Source organism: Phycicoccus sp. CSK15P-2 (genome assembly GCF_016888005.1).
In the GTDB taxonomy this organism is placed as follows: Bacteria; Actinomycetota; Actinomycetes; order Actinomycetales; family Dermatophilaceae; genus Phycicoccus.
Map to the genome: position 1 here is coordinate 1 of NZ_JAFDVE010000003.1, position 18,167 is coordinate 18,167.

An 18,167-nucleotide genomic window follows, 5' to 3' on the forward strand; every position below is an offset into this window, starting at 1 on the left:
CCTGGGAGAGACCCTGCACAGTGACCGCGGTGATGACCAGCCTGGCTTTCGACACCCCCGCATCGCACCCCCACCAGGGTTTCCTATGTCTTGAGACATGCGTTTCCTATGTCCTGAGACTCAACACCTTCGGGCGCGCAGTGTGATGTCTCAGGACATCCCGGACTCCCCGAACCCCTAGGGTTTCGGGGAGTTTCTCTTGCTGGGCTGGTATCGGCGTGTGGGGTCGAGGACCAGTTCGCGGAGGATCTCGCCGGTGTGGGTGTCGCTGATGGTGATGTCGAGGTCGTGGACCAGGGCGGTGACCTTGCGGCCGTTGTGAGCGCGGCGGGACTGCTGCACCGATAGTGACAGGGTGACCCGTGGTGCTCGCGGAGGCAGCTGTCGTCACGGGCTGCTCGTTCGGGGAGTCGGCCGGCTACAGGTCGAGAACGAGGCGTAGCGCTGCCTCGACACGTCGGAGCTCGTCGAACGCCAGCTGGCCCGTGCTGTCACCGAGGCGGCTGGGATCGACGGCGGTCGTCTGCTCGACAAGCACGACCGTCCGTCGGCCGCCGATCAGGACCTCGGGTCTGAAGCTGGCCGCGCGTGCCGAGGTGGAGGTGGGAGCGACCAGCCACGTCGAGAGCGGGAGCGAGTCGGACTGGACGACGACCGCGTACCGACGGTGTGCATGTTCGTCTCCTCGAGCGCCGCGGGGCGCGAGCAGCCGGAAGACCTCACCCCGCACGCAGCGTCTCCATGTCCCGAAGCACTTGTGCGGCTTCCGCGCGGTCCTGCTCGTCGGCCGCCAGCGCTTCGGCCTCGGCGCGCAGCGCCGTACGGGCACGGTCACGGGCTGCGGTGATCAGTGCGGCCCGCACCGCGGTGGATACCGACGTGCCATCTGCGGTCAACGCGACCAGCGCTCGAGCGGCGTCCTCGTCGGGGCGGAAGGTGATCGTACCGGCCATGGCGACAACCGTAACACTGCTTGTAAGACACTCGAGGCCTCGGGCTCCAGCGAGTGCTGGCCCCGCCCCGGTCGGGTTCGTCACCCAGGTCACTGCGGGCCTCTCCCGGTGGTGAGCGGAGGAGGGCTGACGCTGGCAAGGCACGCCGCGGCCAGCACCGCGGTGGCCGTCATGCCGGCCAGCATGAGCCGCTCGACCAGCCCGAAGCCCGACCCGGGCTCGGCGCCCAGGAGCACGACGGGTACGTGCAACGCCACGAAGAACGTGCCCAGACCGGCCTGACCGACCACCGCACGACGTAGCACCGTGCGTGCCCTGGGGGAGCACGCGTTCGAGATCAGCAGTCCGAGCGCTGGAGGACCCACAACGACCGCGGCCGCGGCCAGCTGGTGCACCCGTCCCGCCGCCGTGGTGGGGTCGCCGGGCACGTCGCTCGGGACCGCCGCCACAGCGGCCAGACCGACGGACCACAGGGTCAGGAGTCCGAAGGCCGTGGTGCGCAGCCGGCCGGTCGTGAGATGCCGGCGGACCCCGAGGGCCGTCCCGGCCGCGGCGATCTCCATCCCCACGACGCAGCCCGTCAGCCACCACCAGCCGGCGGGCCGGTGCACGGCATGGCTGAGCATGTCGTCGAGGGGGTTGCCGCCGGTGAGGTCGGTACCGATCGCGCCCACGACCGCGAGTGCGACCCCGAGCAGCACGACCGGGAACCATGGCGCGTCCGGCGCCGGACGCTGCTCCGGCGCCCGCCGCCGCTCCGGCGCGGAGACCGCGGTCATGCCGGCGTCAGGGCGTCACGTCGGGGACGCCACTCCGTCCGGGAGCCGAGGCACGCTTCGTAGAGACCGAGGAATGCCTCGAGGGTGGCGCCGAGGTCGTGGCCCGCCGCCACGGCGCCGGCGTTCCGGCCCATCCGCCGCGCGGACTCCGGGTCCTCCAGCAGGGCGGCCAGCCGCCCGGCGAGCTCCTCGACGTCGCCGTGGGGGTAGAGCCAGCCGGTGCGACCGTGCTGGACGAGGTGCGGCAGTGCGCCGGCGTCGACACCCAGGACCGGCAGCCCCGTGGCCATCGCCTCCAGCGTCACCAGGCTCTGCAGCTCGGCGGTGCCGGCGATGCCGAAGAAGTCGGCGGCGGCGTACGCCTCGGGCAGCTCGGCGTCGTCGAGCACGCCCGTGAAGGTGACGGAGTCCGCCACGCCGCGCTCGGCGGCCAACGCCTCGAGTCGCGGACGCTCGGCACCGTCACCGACGACGAGCAGATGGACGTCTCGGTGGGCCCGCACCAGGGCGAGGGCCTCGATGAACTCGTGGACGTTCTTCTCCGGGTCCAGGCGACCGACGGAGGCGAGCACGGGACCAGAGGGAAGGCCGTACTTCCGCCGGAACCGTGCCCCGTCCCGGGCGGAGGAGAACCGGTCCAGGTCCAGCCCGCAGGAGATGGGCAGGACCGGCCCGGGAACACCGGCCGACTCGGCCAACGCCGCGGCGAACGGCGTGGGGCTCGTGACGACGTCGGCCAGGGCGAGCACGCCGGCGGCGTCCTGCCAGGCCCACCCGTGTGCCCGGCGCCGAACGGCGGCGCCGCCCGGCACGTAGTGCAGCAGGTTCTCCGGCATGAAGTGGTTCGTGGCGACGACGGGGATGCCCATCTCGCGCGCCGCGTGCAGCACCGCCCGACCCACGAGGAAATGGCTCTGCACGTGCACCACGTCCGGCCGCACGGACCGGAGCACCGACCGGACGTGGCTCCCCAGCCCGACCGGCGGGCAGAACCGGAACCCGCGGGACAGCACCACCGGCAGGGAGCGCACCCGGTGCTCGGTGATACCCCCGGCTCCCGTCGAGGACGAGCTGCGCGCCGTCCGCGAGGGGGCGATCACGTGTACCTCGTGGTCGGTGGCGAGCCCGGCCGCCAATCGCTGGGCGAAGTAGGACGCACCGTTGACGTCCGGGGCGTAGGTGTCGGCGGCGATCAGGATCTTCACAGGATTTCTCCTCCGGTACGTCGGGACGAAAGCTTCTTTGCGGTGAGGGAGACGAGCAGGAGGGAACCGCCCAGTGCCGCGCTGAGCGAGGCGACCGTCGCAGGGCTGTTCGCCAAGGCGTCGAGCTGGTGCCCGGCGAGGACGCCGAGAGCGACCAGGACGGCGGCCCGGACGGCGCTGGTCAGCGCCGTCCAGACCACGAAACGGCGGTACGGGACGCCGGCCAGGCCCGCGGCCAGGAACGCGGGCACGGCGCTGACGTCGACCAGCTTCGCGCCGATCATCACCCTGGGGAGGTGACGACCGATGCCGTGCTGGAGCCGGTCGAGCCGCTCCGCGCCCAGTCCGAGCCGTGCGAGTATCCGGCGGACGCGCGGATGCCGGCCCCACCGCCCGACCCCGAAGAGCACGCTGTCGGCGACCACGTCGGCGCCGACCGCCAGCAGCCACACCGGCAGGAGCGCCAGCTGTCCGGCGCCCACCATCGAACCGGCCGCCAGGGTGGTGGCCGGTCCTTCCAACAGCATCAGCGTCGCGATGACGAGATATGCCTGCACGAGGTGACTGCTCCCTCCTGATCCGCCCCGTCGACGAGGCGGAGAAGCGCCGGACCATCCGGCGGCGAGAGAGAAGGTAGGTCCGACGGCCGGGCGCGGACATCGGTCCGGGGGGCCGTTCGCTCCCCCTCGCGCGGGGTTGACGCCGAGCGCCGACCCCCGACCGCGGTAGGGGGTCGTCTGGCTCCGCAGAGGGATCTCGCCGCGCCGCGAGCGCCCTACCATGGAGCGCGGAGCCGGACCGAGCGCCGCCCGAGGAGTCTCATCGAGGGCCGGCGCCGAGCCGGGAGGCAGAGGATCGGCGGTGGAGAGGTATGAGGGTGGACCGGCTGGTCGACCGTGACGCGGGGAGAACCTGGACGGCCGGAACGGCGCTGGTCGGGATCCTGCTGGTGCTGCTGCAGCTGCCCACCACCACGGGCATCTACGAGCTGCCGCTGCTCGCCGCGCTGCCGATCCACCTGCTGCAGGGGTTCGCTCTCCCGCTGGCGTTGCGCCGTCCGCTGCTCGCCACCGTCGTCCAGCTCGCGACGGCGGCGGCCACCGCCCTGGCGGTCGACCCCGTGGACGGGCAGGCCTGGCCGCTCACCGTCCCGGGTGTCCTGCTGCTCGTGGCGCACGTCGGGCTGGTCGCGGTCTCTCGTGGCTGGCGACCTGCCGCCATCGTGTGGGGCGCCTCGATCGTCGGACTCGCCGTCCTGATGACAGCTCAGGTGGGGGAGTGGGGCAGCGAGACCGTCGGCGACGTCACCGTCGCGATCTACGCGGCCAGCGCCTTGCTCGTCCTGATGGTGGGGTCGGTCTGGCGGCAACGGTCCCTGCTGGCCCACGAGCTGTCGGCCGCCCAGCGCGACGTCGGCATCGAGCAGGCGAAGCGGGCCCTGGTCGAGGAGCGCACTCGCATCGCCCGGGAGCTGCACGACGTGGTGGCGCACACGATGTCCGTCGTCCACATGCAGGCCAGCACCGCACGCTTCCGGCTGCCGGACCTCACGCCCGAGTCGGCGGCGGAGTTCCAGGAGATCGCGGCCGCTGCCAAGGCGGCCATGACGGAGATGCGCCAGCTGCTCGGCGTGCTGCGGGACGACGGCGCGAACGCTCCGGTCGCACCGACCCCCTCGTTGGCGGACCTGCCCGGGATGGTCGCCGGAACGGCCCGCGCCGGAACGGCCGCCCGCCTGTCGATCGACCCTGCGCTGGACACCCGGAAGATCCCGGAGATCCTGCAGGCGGCCACGTACCGCGTGATCCAGGAGGCGCTGAGCAACGTCGTGCGGCACGCCCCGGGAGCACCCGCGACCGTCGACGTCCGGCTCGCAGCGGACGGACGCGCACTCGAGGCGACGGTCACCAACCCGCCGTCCGCCTCGCCGCATGCAGGCGTGGCGCCTCGGGACCCCACGCGACCGCGCCACGGGCTCATCGGCATCCGCGAGCGCGCGGTCCTGCTCGGGGGCTGGTCGAGCGCAGGCTCGTTGCCGGCCGGAGGCTGGCAGGTCGGCCTCCACCTGCCGCTCGAGCCGGACGAGCCGGACGAGCCGGTCGCGGGCGACATGCGCGGCCACGGTGTCGCAGTCGAGCCCGGGGGCACCTCGTGATCCGGGTGCTCGTCGTGGACGACCAGTCGATGATCCGCCTGGGCATCCGCTCCGTCGTCGACGCCCAGGCGGACATGACCGTCGTCGACGAGGCGGAGAACGGGGAGCGGGCGCTCGCCCTCGCCCGGCGGCTGCGTCCGGACGTCGTGCTGATGGACGTGCGGATGCCCGTCCTCGACGGGCTGCAGGCCACTCGCGAGATGCTCGCGGACGACCAGCCGAGCAGCCACCGGCCGAAGGTCGTCGTGCTGACCACCTTCGACCTCGACGACTACGTCTACGCCGCGCTCCAGGCGGGAGCCAGCGCGTTCCTGCTCAAGGACAGCGAGCCCGAGGAGGTGCTGCGGGCGATCCGGGTGGTGGCCGGCGGACAGGCCCTCCTGGCGCCCGGGGTGACCCGTCGCCTCATCGAGCAGTTCGTCGACGCACGCACCACCGCACGTCCACCCGACCCGGCGCTCAACGGGCTCACCGAGCGCGAGCGCGAGGTGCTCACACTGCTGTCGGCCGGACGGTCCAACGCCGAGATCGCCGCGGAGCTGTTCATCGCCGAGCAGACGACCAAGAGCCACGTGAGTCGGGTTCTGCAGAAGCTGCACCTGCGTGACCGCGCCCAGGCCGTCGTGTACGGCTACGAGAACGGGCTCGTCCGCCCTGGGGAGTCGGACCTCTGAGCACCTGACACCGTGCCGTCGCGGTGTCGCTCGTGCGTACTACCCCGTCCAGTACCGGGGTTGGATGCTCTCCTGCACGGGTCGCGCCTAGCGTCCGCGCCATGGACGCCACACACAGCCTCACCTGCGAGCGACGATGCCCCGGACCCTGACGTGGTGGGGCTCCGCCGCGCTCGTCTCGGCGATGTCGCTCGGGGCCGCGATCGAGCTCGGACGCACCGAGCCTCCGGCACTCGACCGCTGGTGGAGTGGGGTGGTGGCCGTGCTCAGGGACGACTGGACGCTGTCGTCCGCGCTGCTGCTCGACCGGGTCGGCGGGGGCTGGCTGGCGGTGCTCGTCGTCCCCTCGATCGTGGTCATCGTGATGATCCTGGCCCGACGATGGCGCGGTGCGCTGTTCGCCGTCGGCGCGTTCCTCCTCAGTGCAGTGTTCGTGCAGGTCCTCAAGAACCTGTTCGGACGTGCCCGCCCGCAGGACATGCTCGTCTCGAGCGACGTCGGGGCCTTCCCGTCGGGCCATGTCGCGAACGCGACCACGATCGTGGTGGTGCTGTGCCTGCTCTTCCCGCGCCTGTGGGTGGCGGTCCTCGGCACCGGGTGGATCGTGGCCATGGCGCTCTCCCGCACGCTGCTCTCGGTGCACTGGGCCACCGACACCGTGGGTGGTGTCCTCGTGGGAGCAGGTGTTCCGCTGCTCCTCGCCGCATGGGTCCTCCCCTGGGCGCGAACCACCTCGGTGCGGGTCCCTCCTTCACCGGAGCGGCGGACGAAGGGCCGGGAGGCGGCACTCCACGCGGAGGACCGACGGGTCACGCGCGGGAAGCACCCCGCGTCATGAACGACCTCGTCATGAGCATTCTCGACATGGTGCAGAGCGTCGACCCGCCACTCCGGATCGTCGTGGCCGGTCTCGCGATCCTGCTGGAGACCAGCGTCCTCGTCGGCCTCGTCGTGCCCGGCGACACGATCGTCATCGTCGCCGGGACGGCCGTGTCCTCCTGGCCGGAGGGGGTCGTGCTCGGCGCCGCGATCGTCGCCGCCTCCGTGGCCGGAGAGAGCATCGGGTTCGTCCTGGGGCGACTCCTCGGCCCCCGGGTCCGTGCGTCGCGTCTCGGCGACCGCATCGGGCAGGCCGGCTGGGCGCGTGCGGAACGCTATCTGGAGCGACGCGGGGGGACGGCGATCTTCCTGTCGCGCTTCCTTCCCGTGCTGCACTCGCTCGTCCCCCTCACCGTCGGCATGAGCGGGTTCACGTACCTGAGGTTCATCGCCTGGACCCTCCCGGCATGCGTCATCTGGGCGGGTACGTACGTCACGGCTGCAGCGGTGGCCGCTGCGACCTTCCGTGAGCTCAGCGACACCGTCCACTACGCCGGGTACGTGTTCGTCGCGATGATCGTCGGCTTCCTCCTGCTGGTCACGACCGCGAAGAAGCTCGTTGCACGTTCCGAGCAACGTCGGGGAGGGGCAGCTCGTCGGTGAGGATGTGTCCCATGGTGGCGCCCACGGGTTCGGGGATGGCGCTCTCGCAGTGATGGCCGGTCGCGGTCAGTCCTGCAGACGCAGGATCGCCTCGGCCACCGCGTCCGGGTGGGTGAGCAAGGCCTCGTGCGTGCCGGGGACGGAGACCGGCTCCACACCCAGCCTCTCGGCGAGGTCGGGTCCGGGGACGGCGAGCCCCTGGTCGTCGTCGGCCAGCACGTAGGAAAGGGCGACGCCGAGGTCGCTGACGTCCGGGCCCGGGTAGGGGTCCAGGAAGTACCCGCCCGGAGTGGGCGTGAGCAGCTGGTAGATCAGTCGCGCTGCGACATCGGGCAGATCCTGCATCAAGGCGCTCTTGGCGAGGTCGTAGTCCGGGACGCCGACCGTGCCGTCGGCAGAGCCGTCGACCATGTCGGCCACGTACTGCCGGATCTCGGGGGCGTTGGCGTCGTTCATCGACCGGCCGGGGACGGGAACGAAGGCGTCGACGAAGACGAGACGCCGCAGCCTGTCCCGCAACGCCTCCGCAGCTGCCGAGATCATCAGACCGCCCAGACTGTGGCCCACCAGGACGAGGTCGTCCGCGAGCTGCCGGTCAGCCCTGGAGACGATGTGCCGGGTGGCGTCCGCGAGACCGATCCCGCGCCTGTCCTCTCCGTCACCCATCCCGGGCAGGGTCAGGCACTCGGCCTCGTGGCCGGCCGTGCGGAGGCGTTGCGCCACGGCGTGCCAGGCCCAGCCTCCGTGCCACGCGCCGGGAACGAGCAGGTACTTCATGACGGGTCCTCCCGGGTCCGACGGGTCTTGGGCGTCCTCGGGTGTCCGGGCTTCGGGCACGGCGAGGTCGTCGAACAGAGTAGACATCCGCCAGTGGGGGATTGGACACCCGGTGCCAGGTGCGCCGCCCGGGCGTACACCCTCCCCGCGCCGAGCCCCGCGCCCGGGTCGGGGGTGGCGGTCGAAACCGCGCCGACATCGATTCCTGCCACTCGTAGCCGAGCCTTCGTCCGGCCGAAACCAGCACGAAACGCACCCTCCGTGGAATGGTCCCATGCCGATCCGCGACGGGCACCGTCACATCGGGGTGCTGCCGGAGCACCCCTTCTACGGGGGCCCTCCGGTGCGCGCCGACCTCGGCGCCCGGGCGACGGTCGACGAGCTCGTCGCCGACCTCGACGCCGACGGCATCGAGCGTGCGCTCGTCCTGCCCAACTACGGGGTGCCCGTCCCGGACGTCGCGTTCGAGCTGAACCACCTGGCCCTCGACGCGGCGCAGCGTGACGACCGGATCCGGTGTGGCCTGTGGGTGTCACCGAAGGCCTCGGACCGTCGGCGCAACGACGCTGCCCTCGCGCTCGCCGCCGAGGACGGCGTCGCCGCGCTCAAGACGAGCTTCCTCCTCGGTGGCAGCCCGACGGACCCCGACTGCGCGGACGAGCTCGACCGGATCTTCACCACCGCGGCCCGGCTCGGGCTCGTCGTCCACGTCCACACCTCCCCGGGCGCGGCCTCCGACGTCGACCAGGTGGGCACCCTCGTCGAGCGCTACGGGGACGCGACGAAGATCCACCTCGTCCACCTGGGCGGTGGGATGAGCGGCCACCTGAAGCTCATCGGGGGCCGGTTCTTCGACTGGGTCGAGGCCGGCAAGCAGGTCTACACCGACACCAGCTGGACGATCGGCTTCGCCCCGCGCTGGCTCGTCGCCGAGATCGAGCGGCGCGGCGTCGGCCACGACCGGGTCCTCTTCGCGACCGACACCCCCTGGGGCGACTTCGCCGGCGAGCACGCCCGGCTCGCGGCCGCCGCGGGCGACGGTGAGCTGGCCCGCGCCTTCTTCCACGACAACTTCGCCACGCTCTACGGCTGACCCGCCCGGCCCGGCCGGCGACGGCCGGGCGCCACCCCGACCGCACCCCCGCAGCGCGCACCACACACCAAGGAGAGACACGATGAGCACGTTCGACGACGAGATCATGGCGAACATCGAGAAGTCGGTCGGTGAGATCCCGCACCCCTCGCAGGCCGCCGGCACCAACCTCTACGGCTCGACGAAGATCTTCCCCGACTACCAGGCGAGCGAAGGCCAGAGCTACCTCACGCTCGTGCACGGCATCCCGCACGAGAGCTCGGTGAGCTTCGTCGCGGTCCTCCAGGCCACCCGGGCGCTGCGCAAGGGCTTCGACTCCACCATCTACTTCTACGGCCCGGGGTCGCTGGCGTGCATGGACACCCGCGGCTTCCCGACGACCGGCGACGTGGCGTTCCCCGGGAACCAGAACATGAACGACTCCATCAAGACCTTCATCGGGGAGGGCGGCACGGTGTTCTGCTGCCGGTTCGGGATGGCGCTGCACGGCTGCCGCGAGGAGGACCTCATCGAGGGCGTCATCCCCGCGCACCCGCTCGACGTGCAGGACTGCGTCATCCACTTCGCCAACCGGGGCGCCATCATCAACTCGGTGTACAACCTCTGAGGCGGGACGTCATGGCCTCAGCTCCCTCCACCCGGGTCGACGTCGCGATCCAGGGCATCCGTCTGCTCGACGCCCCGGTCGCCCGACGCGCAGGCGCCGGGCCGAGCGACGACGGGCACCTCCTCCTCGACGGTGTCGGTGCCGCGATCCCGCTCAACCCGCGCAGCCCCTACTCGGTGCGCGGTGGCCGTCTGCTGCTCGACGGGGCGGACACCGGGATGGGGGTCGAGGCCGTGGCCCGGCCACGCTTCTACGACCTGCGCACCGCGGACGGCGTGCCGTACGAGCAGATCGCCCGGCTCCACTCCAGCCACGTGCTCGCGACGACGGTCGTGCAGACCTGCGTCCGTTACGAGGAGTCCGAGCGGTGTCGCTTCTGTGCCATCGAGGAGTCGCTCCGCCAGGGGTCCACGATCGCGGTGAAGACCCCGGCGATGATCGCCGAGGTCGCTCGCGCCGCGGCGGAGCTCGACGGCGTGACCCAGATGGTCATGACGACCGGGACCTCGAACGGCCGGGACCGGGGTGCGGTGCACCTCGCGCGCTGCGTCCGGGCCGTGCGCGAGGTGCTCCCGGACCTGCCCGTCCAGGTGCAGTGCGAACCGCCCGCGGACCTGGGTGTCATCGGGGACCTCCACGACGCCGGTGCCCGGTCCATCGGGATCCACGTCGAGTCGCTCGACGACGAGGTGCGACGCCGGTGGATGCCCGGGAAGGGGTCGGTGTCCCTCGCGGAGTACCGCGCCGCGTGGCGGGAGGCCGTCCGGGTCTTCGGGCACAACCAGGTCTCGACGTACCTCCTCGTCGGGCTCGGTGAGGACCCCGACGAGCTCGTCGCCGGCGCCGAGGAGCTCATCGACATGGGGGTCTACCCGTTCGTCGTCCCGTTCCGTCCCCTCGCAGGGACGCTCGCCACCGACGTGGACCGGGTACCGGCCCCGCCGCCGGCCCTCGTCGCCGACGTGACCGTCCGCGTCGCCGCCGCGCTGCGGGCGGCCGGGATGCTCGGCAGCGACCAGGCCGCCGGATGCGCCGCGTGCGGGGCCTGCTCGGCCCTGTCCTGCGAGGGCGCGTGATGGACCTCCGGTCCGGTGAGACGTCCTCCGGCGACGTCGTCATCGCCGGTCGGCCGGTGCGCACGGTGGCGCCACGCCCGTTCACGATCGGCGAGGCCGAGGACTCGGCCGGTCTCGCCGCCCACCGCGCGCTGCGCCATCGGGCCTTCGTCGAGGAGCAGCGACTGTTCGCCACCCACGACGTCGACCCGGCCGACGAGGACCCGCGGACCCGGGTCCTCGTGGCCCGCGTCCCGGACGGGACGGTCGTCGGCGGTGTGCGGGTCCACCCGGCCCTCCCCGGGCCGGACCTCGGATGGTGGCGAGGCAGCCGGCTCGTCGTCGTCCCCGGGCGCGGCACCGCCGGGGTCGCCGCCGCGCTCGTCACCGCCGCGTGCGCCCTCGCGGAGACGCTCGGTGCCCTGCGGTTCGACGCGACCGTCCAGGCCCGGAACGAGCGGCTCTTCCGCCGTCTCGGCTGGAGCGCCCGTCAGGCCGTCGAGCTGCACGGACGTCCGCACCTCCTGATGGAGTGGCCGGTCGGCAGGGTCCAGCGGCTGGTCGACGCGACCAAGGCACCGCTCGGGCCACTGCTGCGCGAGCTCGGCCGGCATCCTGCGGCAGGCGGCGGCCCCGGCTTCCGCGGCGACGACGGTGCCCCGGTCCCCGGCACCGCAGCGGGCTCGGGGATGGTCGCCGCCTGCGACGCGATCCTGCCCTCCATGGTCGAGCGCGACCCGGAGTGGGCCGGGTGGTGCGCCGTCCTCGTCAACCTCAACGACCTCTTCGCGATGGGGGCCCGGCCGGTCGGGCTGCTCGACGCCGTCGGTGCCCGGGACGCCAGCTTCGCCCGACGGATCCTTCGCGGGCTCGCCGAGGCCGCCGACGCGTGGGACGTCCCGGTGCTCGGCGGGCACACCCAGCTCGGGGTGCCGGCGGCGTTGTCGGTCACCGCGCTGGGCCGGACCGACGCGCCCGTGCGCGGTGGCGGAGGCCGTGCGGGGGAGCGGGTGCGGGTCACCGCCGACCTGAGCGGCGCCTGGCGGCCGGCCTACCGCGGCACCCAGTGGGACTCCTCGTCGACGCGGAGCCCGGCCCAGCTCCGCCGGCTCGCCGACGTGGTCCCGGCGCTCGCCCCGACCGCCGCCAAGGACGTGAGCATGAGCGGCCTCGTCGGCACGCTCGGGATGCTCGCCGAGGCCGGCGGGTGCGGTGCGGTCCTCGACGTCGCCGACGTCCCGACACCGGCCGGTGCCGGCACCGCCGAGTGGCTCACCTGCTTCCCGGGCTTCGCCGTCGTGAGCACCGAGCCCGCCGGCCACCGCCCCGACCCGCTGCCCGACCTCGTCACCTCCGCCCGCTGCGGCGAGCTCGTCCCCGGCAACGGTGTCGAGCTGCGCTGGCCGGACGGCCTCACCACACGTGCCGTGGCCTCGACCGTCACGGGGATGGGAGCAGCATGAGCACCGACCGGAGCATCGGGGTCGCGGCGGCCGCCGCCCCCTTCGGCCGTGACCTCGACGCCTGTCTGGCCCGCGTCCGCGACCTCGTGAGGCGCGCCCGCAGGCAGGACGTGCGGCTGCTCGCCCTGCCCGAGGCATGCCTCGGCGGGTACCTCTCGGTCCTGGGCCGAGGTCGGGACGGGAGCCACGACGAGACCCCCGAGTCCCTGCCACCGGTCGTCGACCTCGACGGCCCCGTGATGCGCGAGGTGGCGGAGGCCGCCCGTGAGATGACCGTCGTCGTCGGGTTCTGCGAGTCCGACGGGGTCAGCCGCTACAACAGCGCCGCGGCCGTCACCGGTGACGGGGTGCTGTCCGTGTACCGCAAGGTGCACCAGCCGCTCGGGGAGGAGCTGAGCTACGACGCGGGCGAGCAGCTCCGCGCCTTCGACTCCCCGGTCGGCCGGATGGGCCTGCAGATCTGCTACGACAAGGCCTTCCCCGAGTCGGCCAGGGCGCTCGCGCTGGACGGGGCCCGGGTCGTCGCGTGCATCTCGGCCTGGCCGGCGTCCCGCACGGCGTCCGCCGCCTCGCTCGCCGAAGACCGGTGGACCCGTCGCAACGCCCTCTTCGACCAGGCCCGTGCCCTGGAGAACCAGGTCGTCTGGGTGGCGGCCAACCAGACCGGGACGTTCGGGTCGCTGCGCTTCGTCGGCAGTGCCCGGGTCGTCGCTCCCGGTGGGGAGGTCCTCGCCGGCACCGGGGTCGACGCCGGTCTCGCCGTGGCCCACCTCGACCTGGAGGACGCCCTGCTCACGGCGCGACGGACCATGTTCCACCTCGGCGACCGGCGACCCGAGGTGTACGCCGCGGCGAACGAGCGCGTGGCGGAGGTCAGCCGTGCCTGAGGCGACCGTGACCGTCCGCTGGCCCGACGGTCGGGTCCAGTCCGTGTACTCGCCGAGCCTCGTCGTCCACGACCACCTGAGGGCCGGGGCCGGCTACCGGGTGGCCGAGTTCGTCCAGCGCACCCACCTGGCCCTGGACGAGGCGAGCGAGCGGGTCCGGGCCAGGTACGGCATGGCGTGCACCGCGGCCGCCGCATCCCAGGAGGACGTGCGTGCGGCGGGGTCCCGCCACGACCCGGACGCACGGGTCACGGTCCTCGACATCCAGCCGCCGCTGCCCGAAGGAGAACCACGATGAGCCCGGACGCACCCGACCACGAGACCGAGGTCGTCGTCGTCGGCGGGGGGCAGGCCGGCCTCGCGGTGAGCTGGTACCTCACCCGTGACGGGGTCGACCACGTCGTGCTCGAGGCGCACACGGCGACGCACGAGTGGGCCGACACCCGGTGGGACGCCTTCACCCTCGTCACGCCGAACTGGCACTGTCGGCTGCCCGGGTACGCCTACGACGGGTCGGACCCCGACGGCTTCATGACCCGCGACGAGGTCGTCGACTGGTTGCGCGGCTACCCCGCGACGTTCGGGCCGCCGCTGCGCGAGCACCACCGCGTCGTCGAGATGGTGCCGCGAAGTCCGGGCTACGCGCTCACCGTCGAGACCCCGCAGGGCACGAGGACCTGGCACGCCTCCCAGGTCGTCGTCGCCACCGGCGGCTACCACGTGCCGATCGTGCCGGCCTGGGCGCCGGCGCTCGACCCCTCGGTGCTCCAGGTGCGCTCCGGGGAGTACCGCCGTCCGCAGGCCCTCCCCGAGGGGGCCGTGCTCGTCGTCGGGTCGGGGCAGTCGGGCGCCCAGATCGCCGAGGACCTGCACCTCGCGGGTCGGCAGGTGCACCTCGCTCTCGGTGACGCCCCCCGGGTCGCCCGCACCTACCGCGGACGGGACTGCATGACGTGGCTCGCCGACATGGGCCTCTACGACACCCCGGTCGCCTCCTACCCCGGCGGCCTCGCGGCACGGGAGAAGACCAACCACTACGTCACCGGTCGGGACGGCGGCCGGGACATCGACCTGCGCGCGTTCGCCCGGGAGGGGATGCGGCTCTACGGGCTCCTCGACTCCGGGTCCGGCATGAGCGTGAGCTTCCGCCCCACCCTGGAGTCCTCGCTCGACGCCGCGGACGAGGTGTACCGGTCCATCTGCCGCGACATCGACCGGCACATCGACCGGACCGGACTCTCCGCGCCGCCGCCCTCGCAGTACGAGCCGGTGTGGCGACCCGAGCACGAGCCGACCCGTCTGGACCTCGCGGCCGAGGGAGTCACGAGCGTGGTGTGGGCGATCGGCTACCGCCCGGACTACCGGTGGGTGCGGGTCGGGGTGTTCGACGGAAGTGGCCGGCCGACGCACGAGCGCGGTGTCACCGGCGCGCGCGGGCTCTACGTCCTCGGGCTGCCCTGGCTCCACACGTGGGGGTCGGGTCGCTTCCACGGCATCGCACGCGACGCCGAGCACGTCGCCGCTCGGATCCTGGCCCTCCGCTCGCTCCGACGCGGCTCTTCGCTCGCACCGGCTCTCGAGGCCGGGTGACGTGACGACGCTGACGCTCGGCGCGGTCGCCGCGAACTTCGGCCGCGACCTCGAGCGGTGCGTCGAGAAGGCGGTCCGGATCATGGGCGACGCCCGCAACGCCGGGGTGGGTCTGCTCGTCCTGCCGCACGCCACCCTCGGGGGGTACCTCGGCGACCTCGCCCGGCCGGACCCACGGGCCCTGCCACCGGCGCTGCCGGAGTCCTCGCCGCAGCTCGAGCGGGTCCGCCGGATGGCGGGCGGGATGGTCGTCTGTCTCGGCTACACCGAGGTCGAGATCGTCGACGGGGCCGCGACGACGTACAACGCCGCGGTCTGCCTCAGTGGTGATGGCGTGCTGGGACGCCATCGCAAGGTCCACCAGCCGCTCGGCGAGGCCGAGGCCACCCGCGCCGGTGACGGTTTCACCGCCTTCGACACCCCGGTCGGCCGGATGGGCATGCTCATCGACTACGACAAGACCTTCCCCGAGGCGGCACGCAGCCTGGCGCTCGACGGTGCGCTCGTCCTCGCCTGTCTCAGCGCGTGGCCGGCGAGCGTCACCGACCGGACCGACCGGCTCTCCCAGGACCGCCAGTCCCGGCTGTTCGACATCTACGACACCGCCCGGGCCGCGGAGAACCAGGTGGTGTGGGTGTCGTCGAACCAGACCGGGACGATGGGCAGCCTGCGCTTCCTCGGCCAGGCCAAGATCGTCGGGCCGGGCGGTGACGTGCTCGCCCGCACCCGGAACAAGGGCGGCATGGCGACGGCCCGGATCGACGTCGCGGCCGAGGTCGCCCGGTCGCGCCGCACGTTGAGCCACCTCGTCGAGCGGGTGCCGTCGGCTTACCGGAACGAGGGGGCGAGGCGGTGAGGGTCGCCCTGCTCACGTACTCGACCAAGCCGCGCGGTGGGGTGGTGCACACCCTCGCGCTGGCCGAGAGCCTCGCCGCCCTCGGGGTCGAGGTCGAGGTCTGGACGCTCGGCCGAGGCGGGGACGCCGGGTTCTTCCGGCCGGTCGACCCCGCCGTGACCGTCCACGCGGTGCCGTTCCCGGAGCGCGCGGACGAGGACGTCGGGACGCGGATCGTCCGCTCGATCCACGTCTTGCGCGACGCGTTCGACCCCGGTCGCTACGACATCGTGCACGCCCAGGACTGCATCAGCGCGAATGCCGCCCTGCCCTGTCTGCGCACGGTCCACCACCTCGACACCTTCACGACCCCCGAGCTCGCGGCCTGTCACGAGCGGGCCCTCGTGGAGCCGACGCTCCGGATCTGCGTGTCGGCGGCGGTGGCCGAGGAGGTGCGCAGCGGCTGGGGGCTGGAGCCGGTCGTCATCCCCAACGGGGTCGACGCCGCACGCTTCGCCGCCGGCGCGGACGACCGGCCCGGGCGGGCACGCTGGGCCGACCGCCTCGGGCCCTACGTGCTCGCCCTCGGCGGGATCGAGCCGCGCAAGGGCAGTGTCGACCTCCTCCGCGCGATGGCGGCGACGCAGCAGGCCCGTCCCGACGTCCGCCTCGTGTACGCCGGTGGCGAGACACTTTTCGACTACCGCGACTACCGGGTGGAGTTCGACGCCGTGGCCGTGGAGCTCGGCATCGACGTCGAGGTGCTCGGCGTCATCGACGAGCCGGATCTGCCCGCGCTCGTCGCACAGGCCGAGGCGCTGGGATTCGTCTCGACCAAGGAGGGATTCGGGCTCGCGGCGATGGAGGCGCTGGCCGCCGGGGTCCCCGTCGTCGCCCGGGACCTTCCGGTGCTGCGGGAGGTGCTGGGCGAGGCCGTGACGTACGCGAGGACCCCGGACGACATCGCGGCGCGGCTGCTCGACGCGCTGGAGGGCCGCCACCCCGGACCGCAGCCGGGGCGGGACCTGGCGGCGAGGTTCACCTGGGCGGCCGCGGCCCGGGCGCACCTGGACCTCTACACCGCCCACCTGGCGCGCGGGACGGAGGGACCGGACGCACGCCGGCGCTGACGCTCGGCCGGCTGTCCCCGGCTCCCTACGGCCGGGCGCGGACGTCGGCGGCGACCGCCCGGTCCGCCGGTGTGGGGAGGCTGCGAGGATGTCGGCGATGAACTGGGTCGAGCACGTCATCTGGTGGCACGTCTACCCGCTCGGGTTCCTCGGAGCCGACACGACCGGGGAGGACCGCACCCCCGGGCGGGCCCTGCGCGACCTCGAGCCGTGGCTGGACCACCTCGTGGCGCTCGGTGCGAACGGTCTGGCCCTCGGCCCGGTGTTCGACTCCGCCACCCATGGGTACGACACGACGGACTGGTTCCACGTCGACCCCCGGCTCGGCACCGACGACGACCTCGTCCACCTCGTCGAGGCCGCTCACGCCCGCGGCGTGCGGGTCATGCTCGACGGTGTCTTCAACCACGTCGGCCCGCACTTCCCGGCGCTCGTGGCGGCGCGTCGGGACCCGGCGGCCCCGGAGCGGGCGTTGTTCCGCATCGACGACGGAGACTTCGCGACCTTCGAGGGGCACGGCGGCCTTGTCGCCCTCGACCACGACAACCCGGACGTCGCCCGCACCGTCGCCGAGGTCATGACGTCCTGGTGCGAGCGCGCGGGGGTGGACGCCTGGCGGCTCGACGCCGCCTACGCGGTGCCTCCGGCGTTCTGGGCCGGGGTGCTCCCGCAGGTCCGGGCGGCGCACCCGGACGTCTGGGTGGTCGGCGAGGTCATCCACGGCGACTACGTCGGCATCGTGCGCGACGGCGGGCTGGACTCGGTCACCCAGTACGAGCTGTGGCAGGGCGTCTGGCACGCCCTGCAGGACGTCAACCTCCACGAGCTCGCCTGGGCTCTGCAGCGCCACGAGGACTTCCTCGCCCACTTCGTGCCGATGACCTTCGTGGGCAACCACGACGTGACCCGCATCGCCAGCCAGGTCGACGACGGGCGCCACCACGCGCACGCCGCGGTGCTCCTGCTCCTGCTCGGCGGGACGCCCTCGCTCTACGCCGGTGACGAGTACGGGCTGCGCGCGGTCAAGGAGGAGCGCGTCGGTGGCGACGACGCGATCCGGCCGGCGTTCCCGCCGACGCCGGAGGAGATGGCCGAGGCCGAGCCCGGCCTCCTCGACCGCTGGCGCGCGCTCGTCGGGCTGCGCCGACGGTACCCGTGGCTGCACACCGCGCGGACCACGGTGAAGGCCGTCGCCAACGCGACGATGGTCCTCGAGTCGGCGCCCCGGGGCGAGGCGGGCGGGACCGGTCCGCTCGTCGTCGCCCTCAACCTCGGCGACGACGAGCTCGTGACCCCGCTGGGTGCGTCGGGGACCTACCTCGTGGGAGCCGACTCCGGCCTGCGCGGCGAGGACCTCGTCGTCGGCGCGCACGGATGGGCCGTCGCCGCTCGCGGCTGACGCCCTCTCCCCGACGGCTCCGTGGTCGTGACGGGTGGCACGGGCGACCCGCGGCCGATCGGCGGCCGTCCGGCGTTCACGAC

The 18,167-nt window shown here is 73.2% G+C and carries 21 protein-coding genes; 14 read left to right on the forward strand and 7 right to left on the reverse strand.

Annotation, left to right across the window (positions count from 1 at the left end; genetic code table 11):
* Positions 1–177 precede the first annotated feature (177 nt).
* The 6 genes from JQN72_RS01705 to JQN72_RS01730 form a co-directional block, all read right to left on the reverse strand.
* On the reverse strand, positions 178–342 hold the full coding sequence (locus JQN72_RS01705; RefSeq protein WP_204133435.1) for a hypothetical protein: 165 nt from the start codon (positions 340–342) through the stop codon (positions 178–180).
* Between the two features lie 76 nt (positions 343–418).
* Positions 419–829, reverse strand: a complete 411-nt coding sequence (locus tag JQN72_RS01710; protein ID WP_307812365.1) for a type II toxin-antitoxin system PemK/MazF family toxin — start codon at positions 827–829, stop codon at positions 419–421.
* Entirely contained in the window at positions 720–953 is a 234-nt protein-coding gene (locus tag JQN72_RS01715; RefSeq protein WP_204133437.1) for a hypothetical protein, read from the reverse strand. The genes JQN72_RS01710 and JQN72_RS01715 overlap by 110 nt, the downstream gene beginning before the upstream one ends.
* Before the next feature lie 89 nt (positions 954–1,042).
* Positions 1,043–1,732 carry a DUF998 domain-containing protein gene (locus JQN72_RS01720; RefSeq protein WP_204133438.1) on the reverse strand — a complete coding sequence of 230 codons (690 nt, stop codon included), beginning with the start codon at positions 1,730–1,732 and terminating at the stop codon, positions 1,043–1,045.
* Complete coding sequence (locus JQN72_RS01725) at positions 1,729–2,937, reverse strand: glycosyltransferase (RefSeq protein ID WP_204133439.1); 1,209 nt, start codon at positions 2,935–2,937, stop codon at positions 1,729–1,731. The genes JQN72_RS01720 and JQN72_RS01725 overlap by 4 nt, the downstream gene beginning before the upstream one ends.
* Entirely contained in the window at positions 2,934–3,494 is a 561-nt protein-coding gene (locus JQN72_RS01730; protein ID WP_204133440.1) for a DedA family protein, read from the reverse strand. The genes JQN72_RS01725 and JQN72_RS01730 overlap by 4 nt, the downstream gene beginning before the upstream one ends.
* A gap of 320 nt (positions 3,495–3,814) precedes the next feature.
* Between JQN72_RS01730 and JQN72_RS01735 the strand changes: the two genes are divergently transcribed.
* The 4 genes from JQN72_RS01735 (at position 3,815) to JQN72_RS01750 (ending at position 7,248) form a co-directional block, all read left to right on the forward strand.
* Positions 3,815–5,092: a sensor histidine kinase gene (locus tag JQN72_RS01735; RefSeq protein ID WP_204133441.1), complete on the forward strand. Its 1,278-nt coding sequence runs from the start codon at positions 3,815–3,817 to the stop codon at positions 5,090–5,092.
* The gene (locus JQN72_RS01740; RefSeq protein ID WP_204133442.1) at positions 5,089–5,766 is read left to right on the forward strand and encodes a response regulator transcription factor; all 678 of its coding nucleotides are present in this window, start codon (positions 5,089–5,091) and stop codon (positions 5,764–5,766) included. The genes JQN72_RS01735 and JQN72_RS01740 overlap by 4 nt, the downstream gene beginning before the upstream one ends.
* A 136-nt stretch (positions 5,767–5,902) precedes the next feature.
* A complete protein-coding gene (locus JQN72_RS01745; RefSeq protein ID WP_239099986.1) occupies positions 5,903–6,604 on the forward strand; it encodes a phosphatase PAP2 family protein in 702 nt (233 codons plus the stop codon).
* Positions 6,601–7,248, forward strand: coding sequence for a DedA family protein (locus JQN72_RS01750; RefSeq protein WP_204133443.1), 648 nt, complete (start codon positions 6,601–6,603; stop codon positions 7,246–7,248). Before JQN72_RS01745 ends, JQN72_RS01750 begins: the two co-directional genes overlap by 4 nt.
* Positions 7,249–7,314: 66 nt before the next feature.
* Here JQN72_RS01750 and JQN72_RS01755 read toward each other — a convergent pair whose 3' ends face one another.
* The gene (locus JQN72_RS01755) at positions 7,315–8,025 is read right to left on the reverse strand and encodes an alpha/beta fold hydrolase (RefSeq protein WP_204133444.1); all 711 of its coding nucleotides are present in this window, start codon (positions 8,023–8,025) and stop codon (positions 7,315–7,317) included.
* A 274-nt stretch (positions 8,026–8,299) separates the two neighbouring features.
* Between JQN72_RS01755 and JQN72_RS01760 the strand changes: the two genes are divergently transcribed.
* The 10 genes from JQN72_RS01760 (at position 8,300) to JQN72_RS01805 (ending at position 18,084) form a co-directional block, all read left to right on the forward strand.
* The gene (locus JQN72_RS01760) at positions 8,300–9,118 is read left to right on the forward strand and encodes an amidohydrolase family protein (RefSeq protein WP_204133445.1); all 819 of its coding nucleotides are present in this window, start codon (positions 8,300–8,302) and stop codon (positions 9,116–9,118) included.
* 82 nt (positions 9,119–9,200) lie between these two features.
* Positions 9,201–9,725, forward strand: a complete 525-nt coding sequence (locus tag JQN72_RS01765; RefSeq protein ID WP_204133446.1) for an MSMEG_0572/Sll0783 family nitrogen starvation response protein — start codon at positions 9,201–9,203, stop codon at positions 9,723–9,725.
* Positions 9,726–9,736: 11 nt separating this feature from the next.
* A complete protein-coding gene (locus tag JQN72_RS01770; protein WP_204133447.1) occupies positions 9,737–10,801 on the forward strand; it encodes an MSMEG_0568 family radical SAM protein in 1,065 nt (354 codons plus the stop codon).
* Positions 10,801–12,243, forward strand: a complete 1,443-nt coding sequence (locus JQN72_RS01775; RefSeq protein ID WP_204133448.1) for an MSMEG_0567/sll0787 family protein — start codon at positions 10,801–10,803, stop codon at positions 12,241–12,243. The genes JQN72_RS01770 and JQN72_RS01775 overlap by 1 nt, the downstream gene beginning before the upstream one ends.
* Positions 12,240–13,130, forward strand: coding sequence for a carbon-nitrogen hydrolase family protein (locus JQN72_RS01780; protein WP_204133449.1), 891 nt, complete (start codon positions 12,240–12,242; stop codon positions 13,128–13,130). Before JQN72_RS01775 ends, JQN72_RS01780 begins: the two co-directional genes overlap by 4 nt.
* Entirely contained in the window at positions 13,123–13,428 is a 306-nt protein-coding gene (locus tag JQN72_RS01785; RefSeq protein WP_204133450.1) for an MSMEG_0570 family nitrogen starvation response protein, read from the forward strand. The genes JQN72_RS01780 and JQN72_RS01785 overlap by 8 nt, the downstream gene beginning before the upstream one ends.
* The gene (locus JQN72_RS01790) at positions 13,425–14,720 is read left to right on the forward strand and encodes an MSMEG_0569 family flavin-dependent oxidoreductase (RefSeq protein ID WP_204133451.1); all 1,296 of its coding nucleotides are present in this window, start codon (positions 13,425–13,427) and stop codon (positions 14,718–14,720) included. The genes JQN72_RS01785 and JQN72_RS01790 overlap by 4 nt, the downstream gene beginning before the upstream one ends.
* Position 14,721: 1 nt before the next feature.
* Entirely contained in the window at positions 14,722–15,576 is an 855-nt protein-coding gene (locus JQN72_RS01795; protein ID WP_204133452.1) for a carbon-nitrogen hydrolase family protein, read from the forward strand.
* Positions 15,573–16,685 carry an MSMEG_0565 family glycosyltransferase gene (locus JQN72_RS01800; RefSeq protein ID WP_204133453.1) on the forward strand — a complete coding sequence of 371 codons (1,113 nt, stop codon included), beginning with the start codon at positions 15,573–15,575 and terminating at the stop codon, positions 16,683–16,685. The genes JQN72_RS01795 and JQN72_RS01800 overlap by 4 nt, the downstream gene beginning before the upstream one ends.
* Positions 16,686–16,782: 97 nt before the next feature.
* Positions 16,783–18,084 (forward strand): alpha-amylase family glycosyl hydrolase, encoded by a 1,302-nt coding sequence (locus JQN72_RS01805; protein WP_204133454.1) that lies wholly within the window; start codon positions 16,783–16,785, stop codon positions 18,082–18,084.
* The last annotated feature ends 83 nt before the right edge of the window (positions 18,085–18,167 follow it).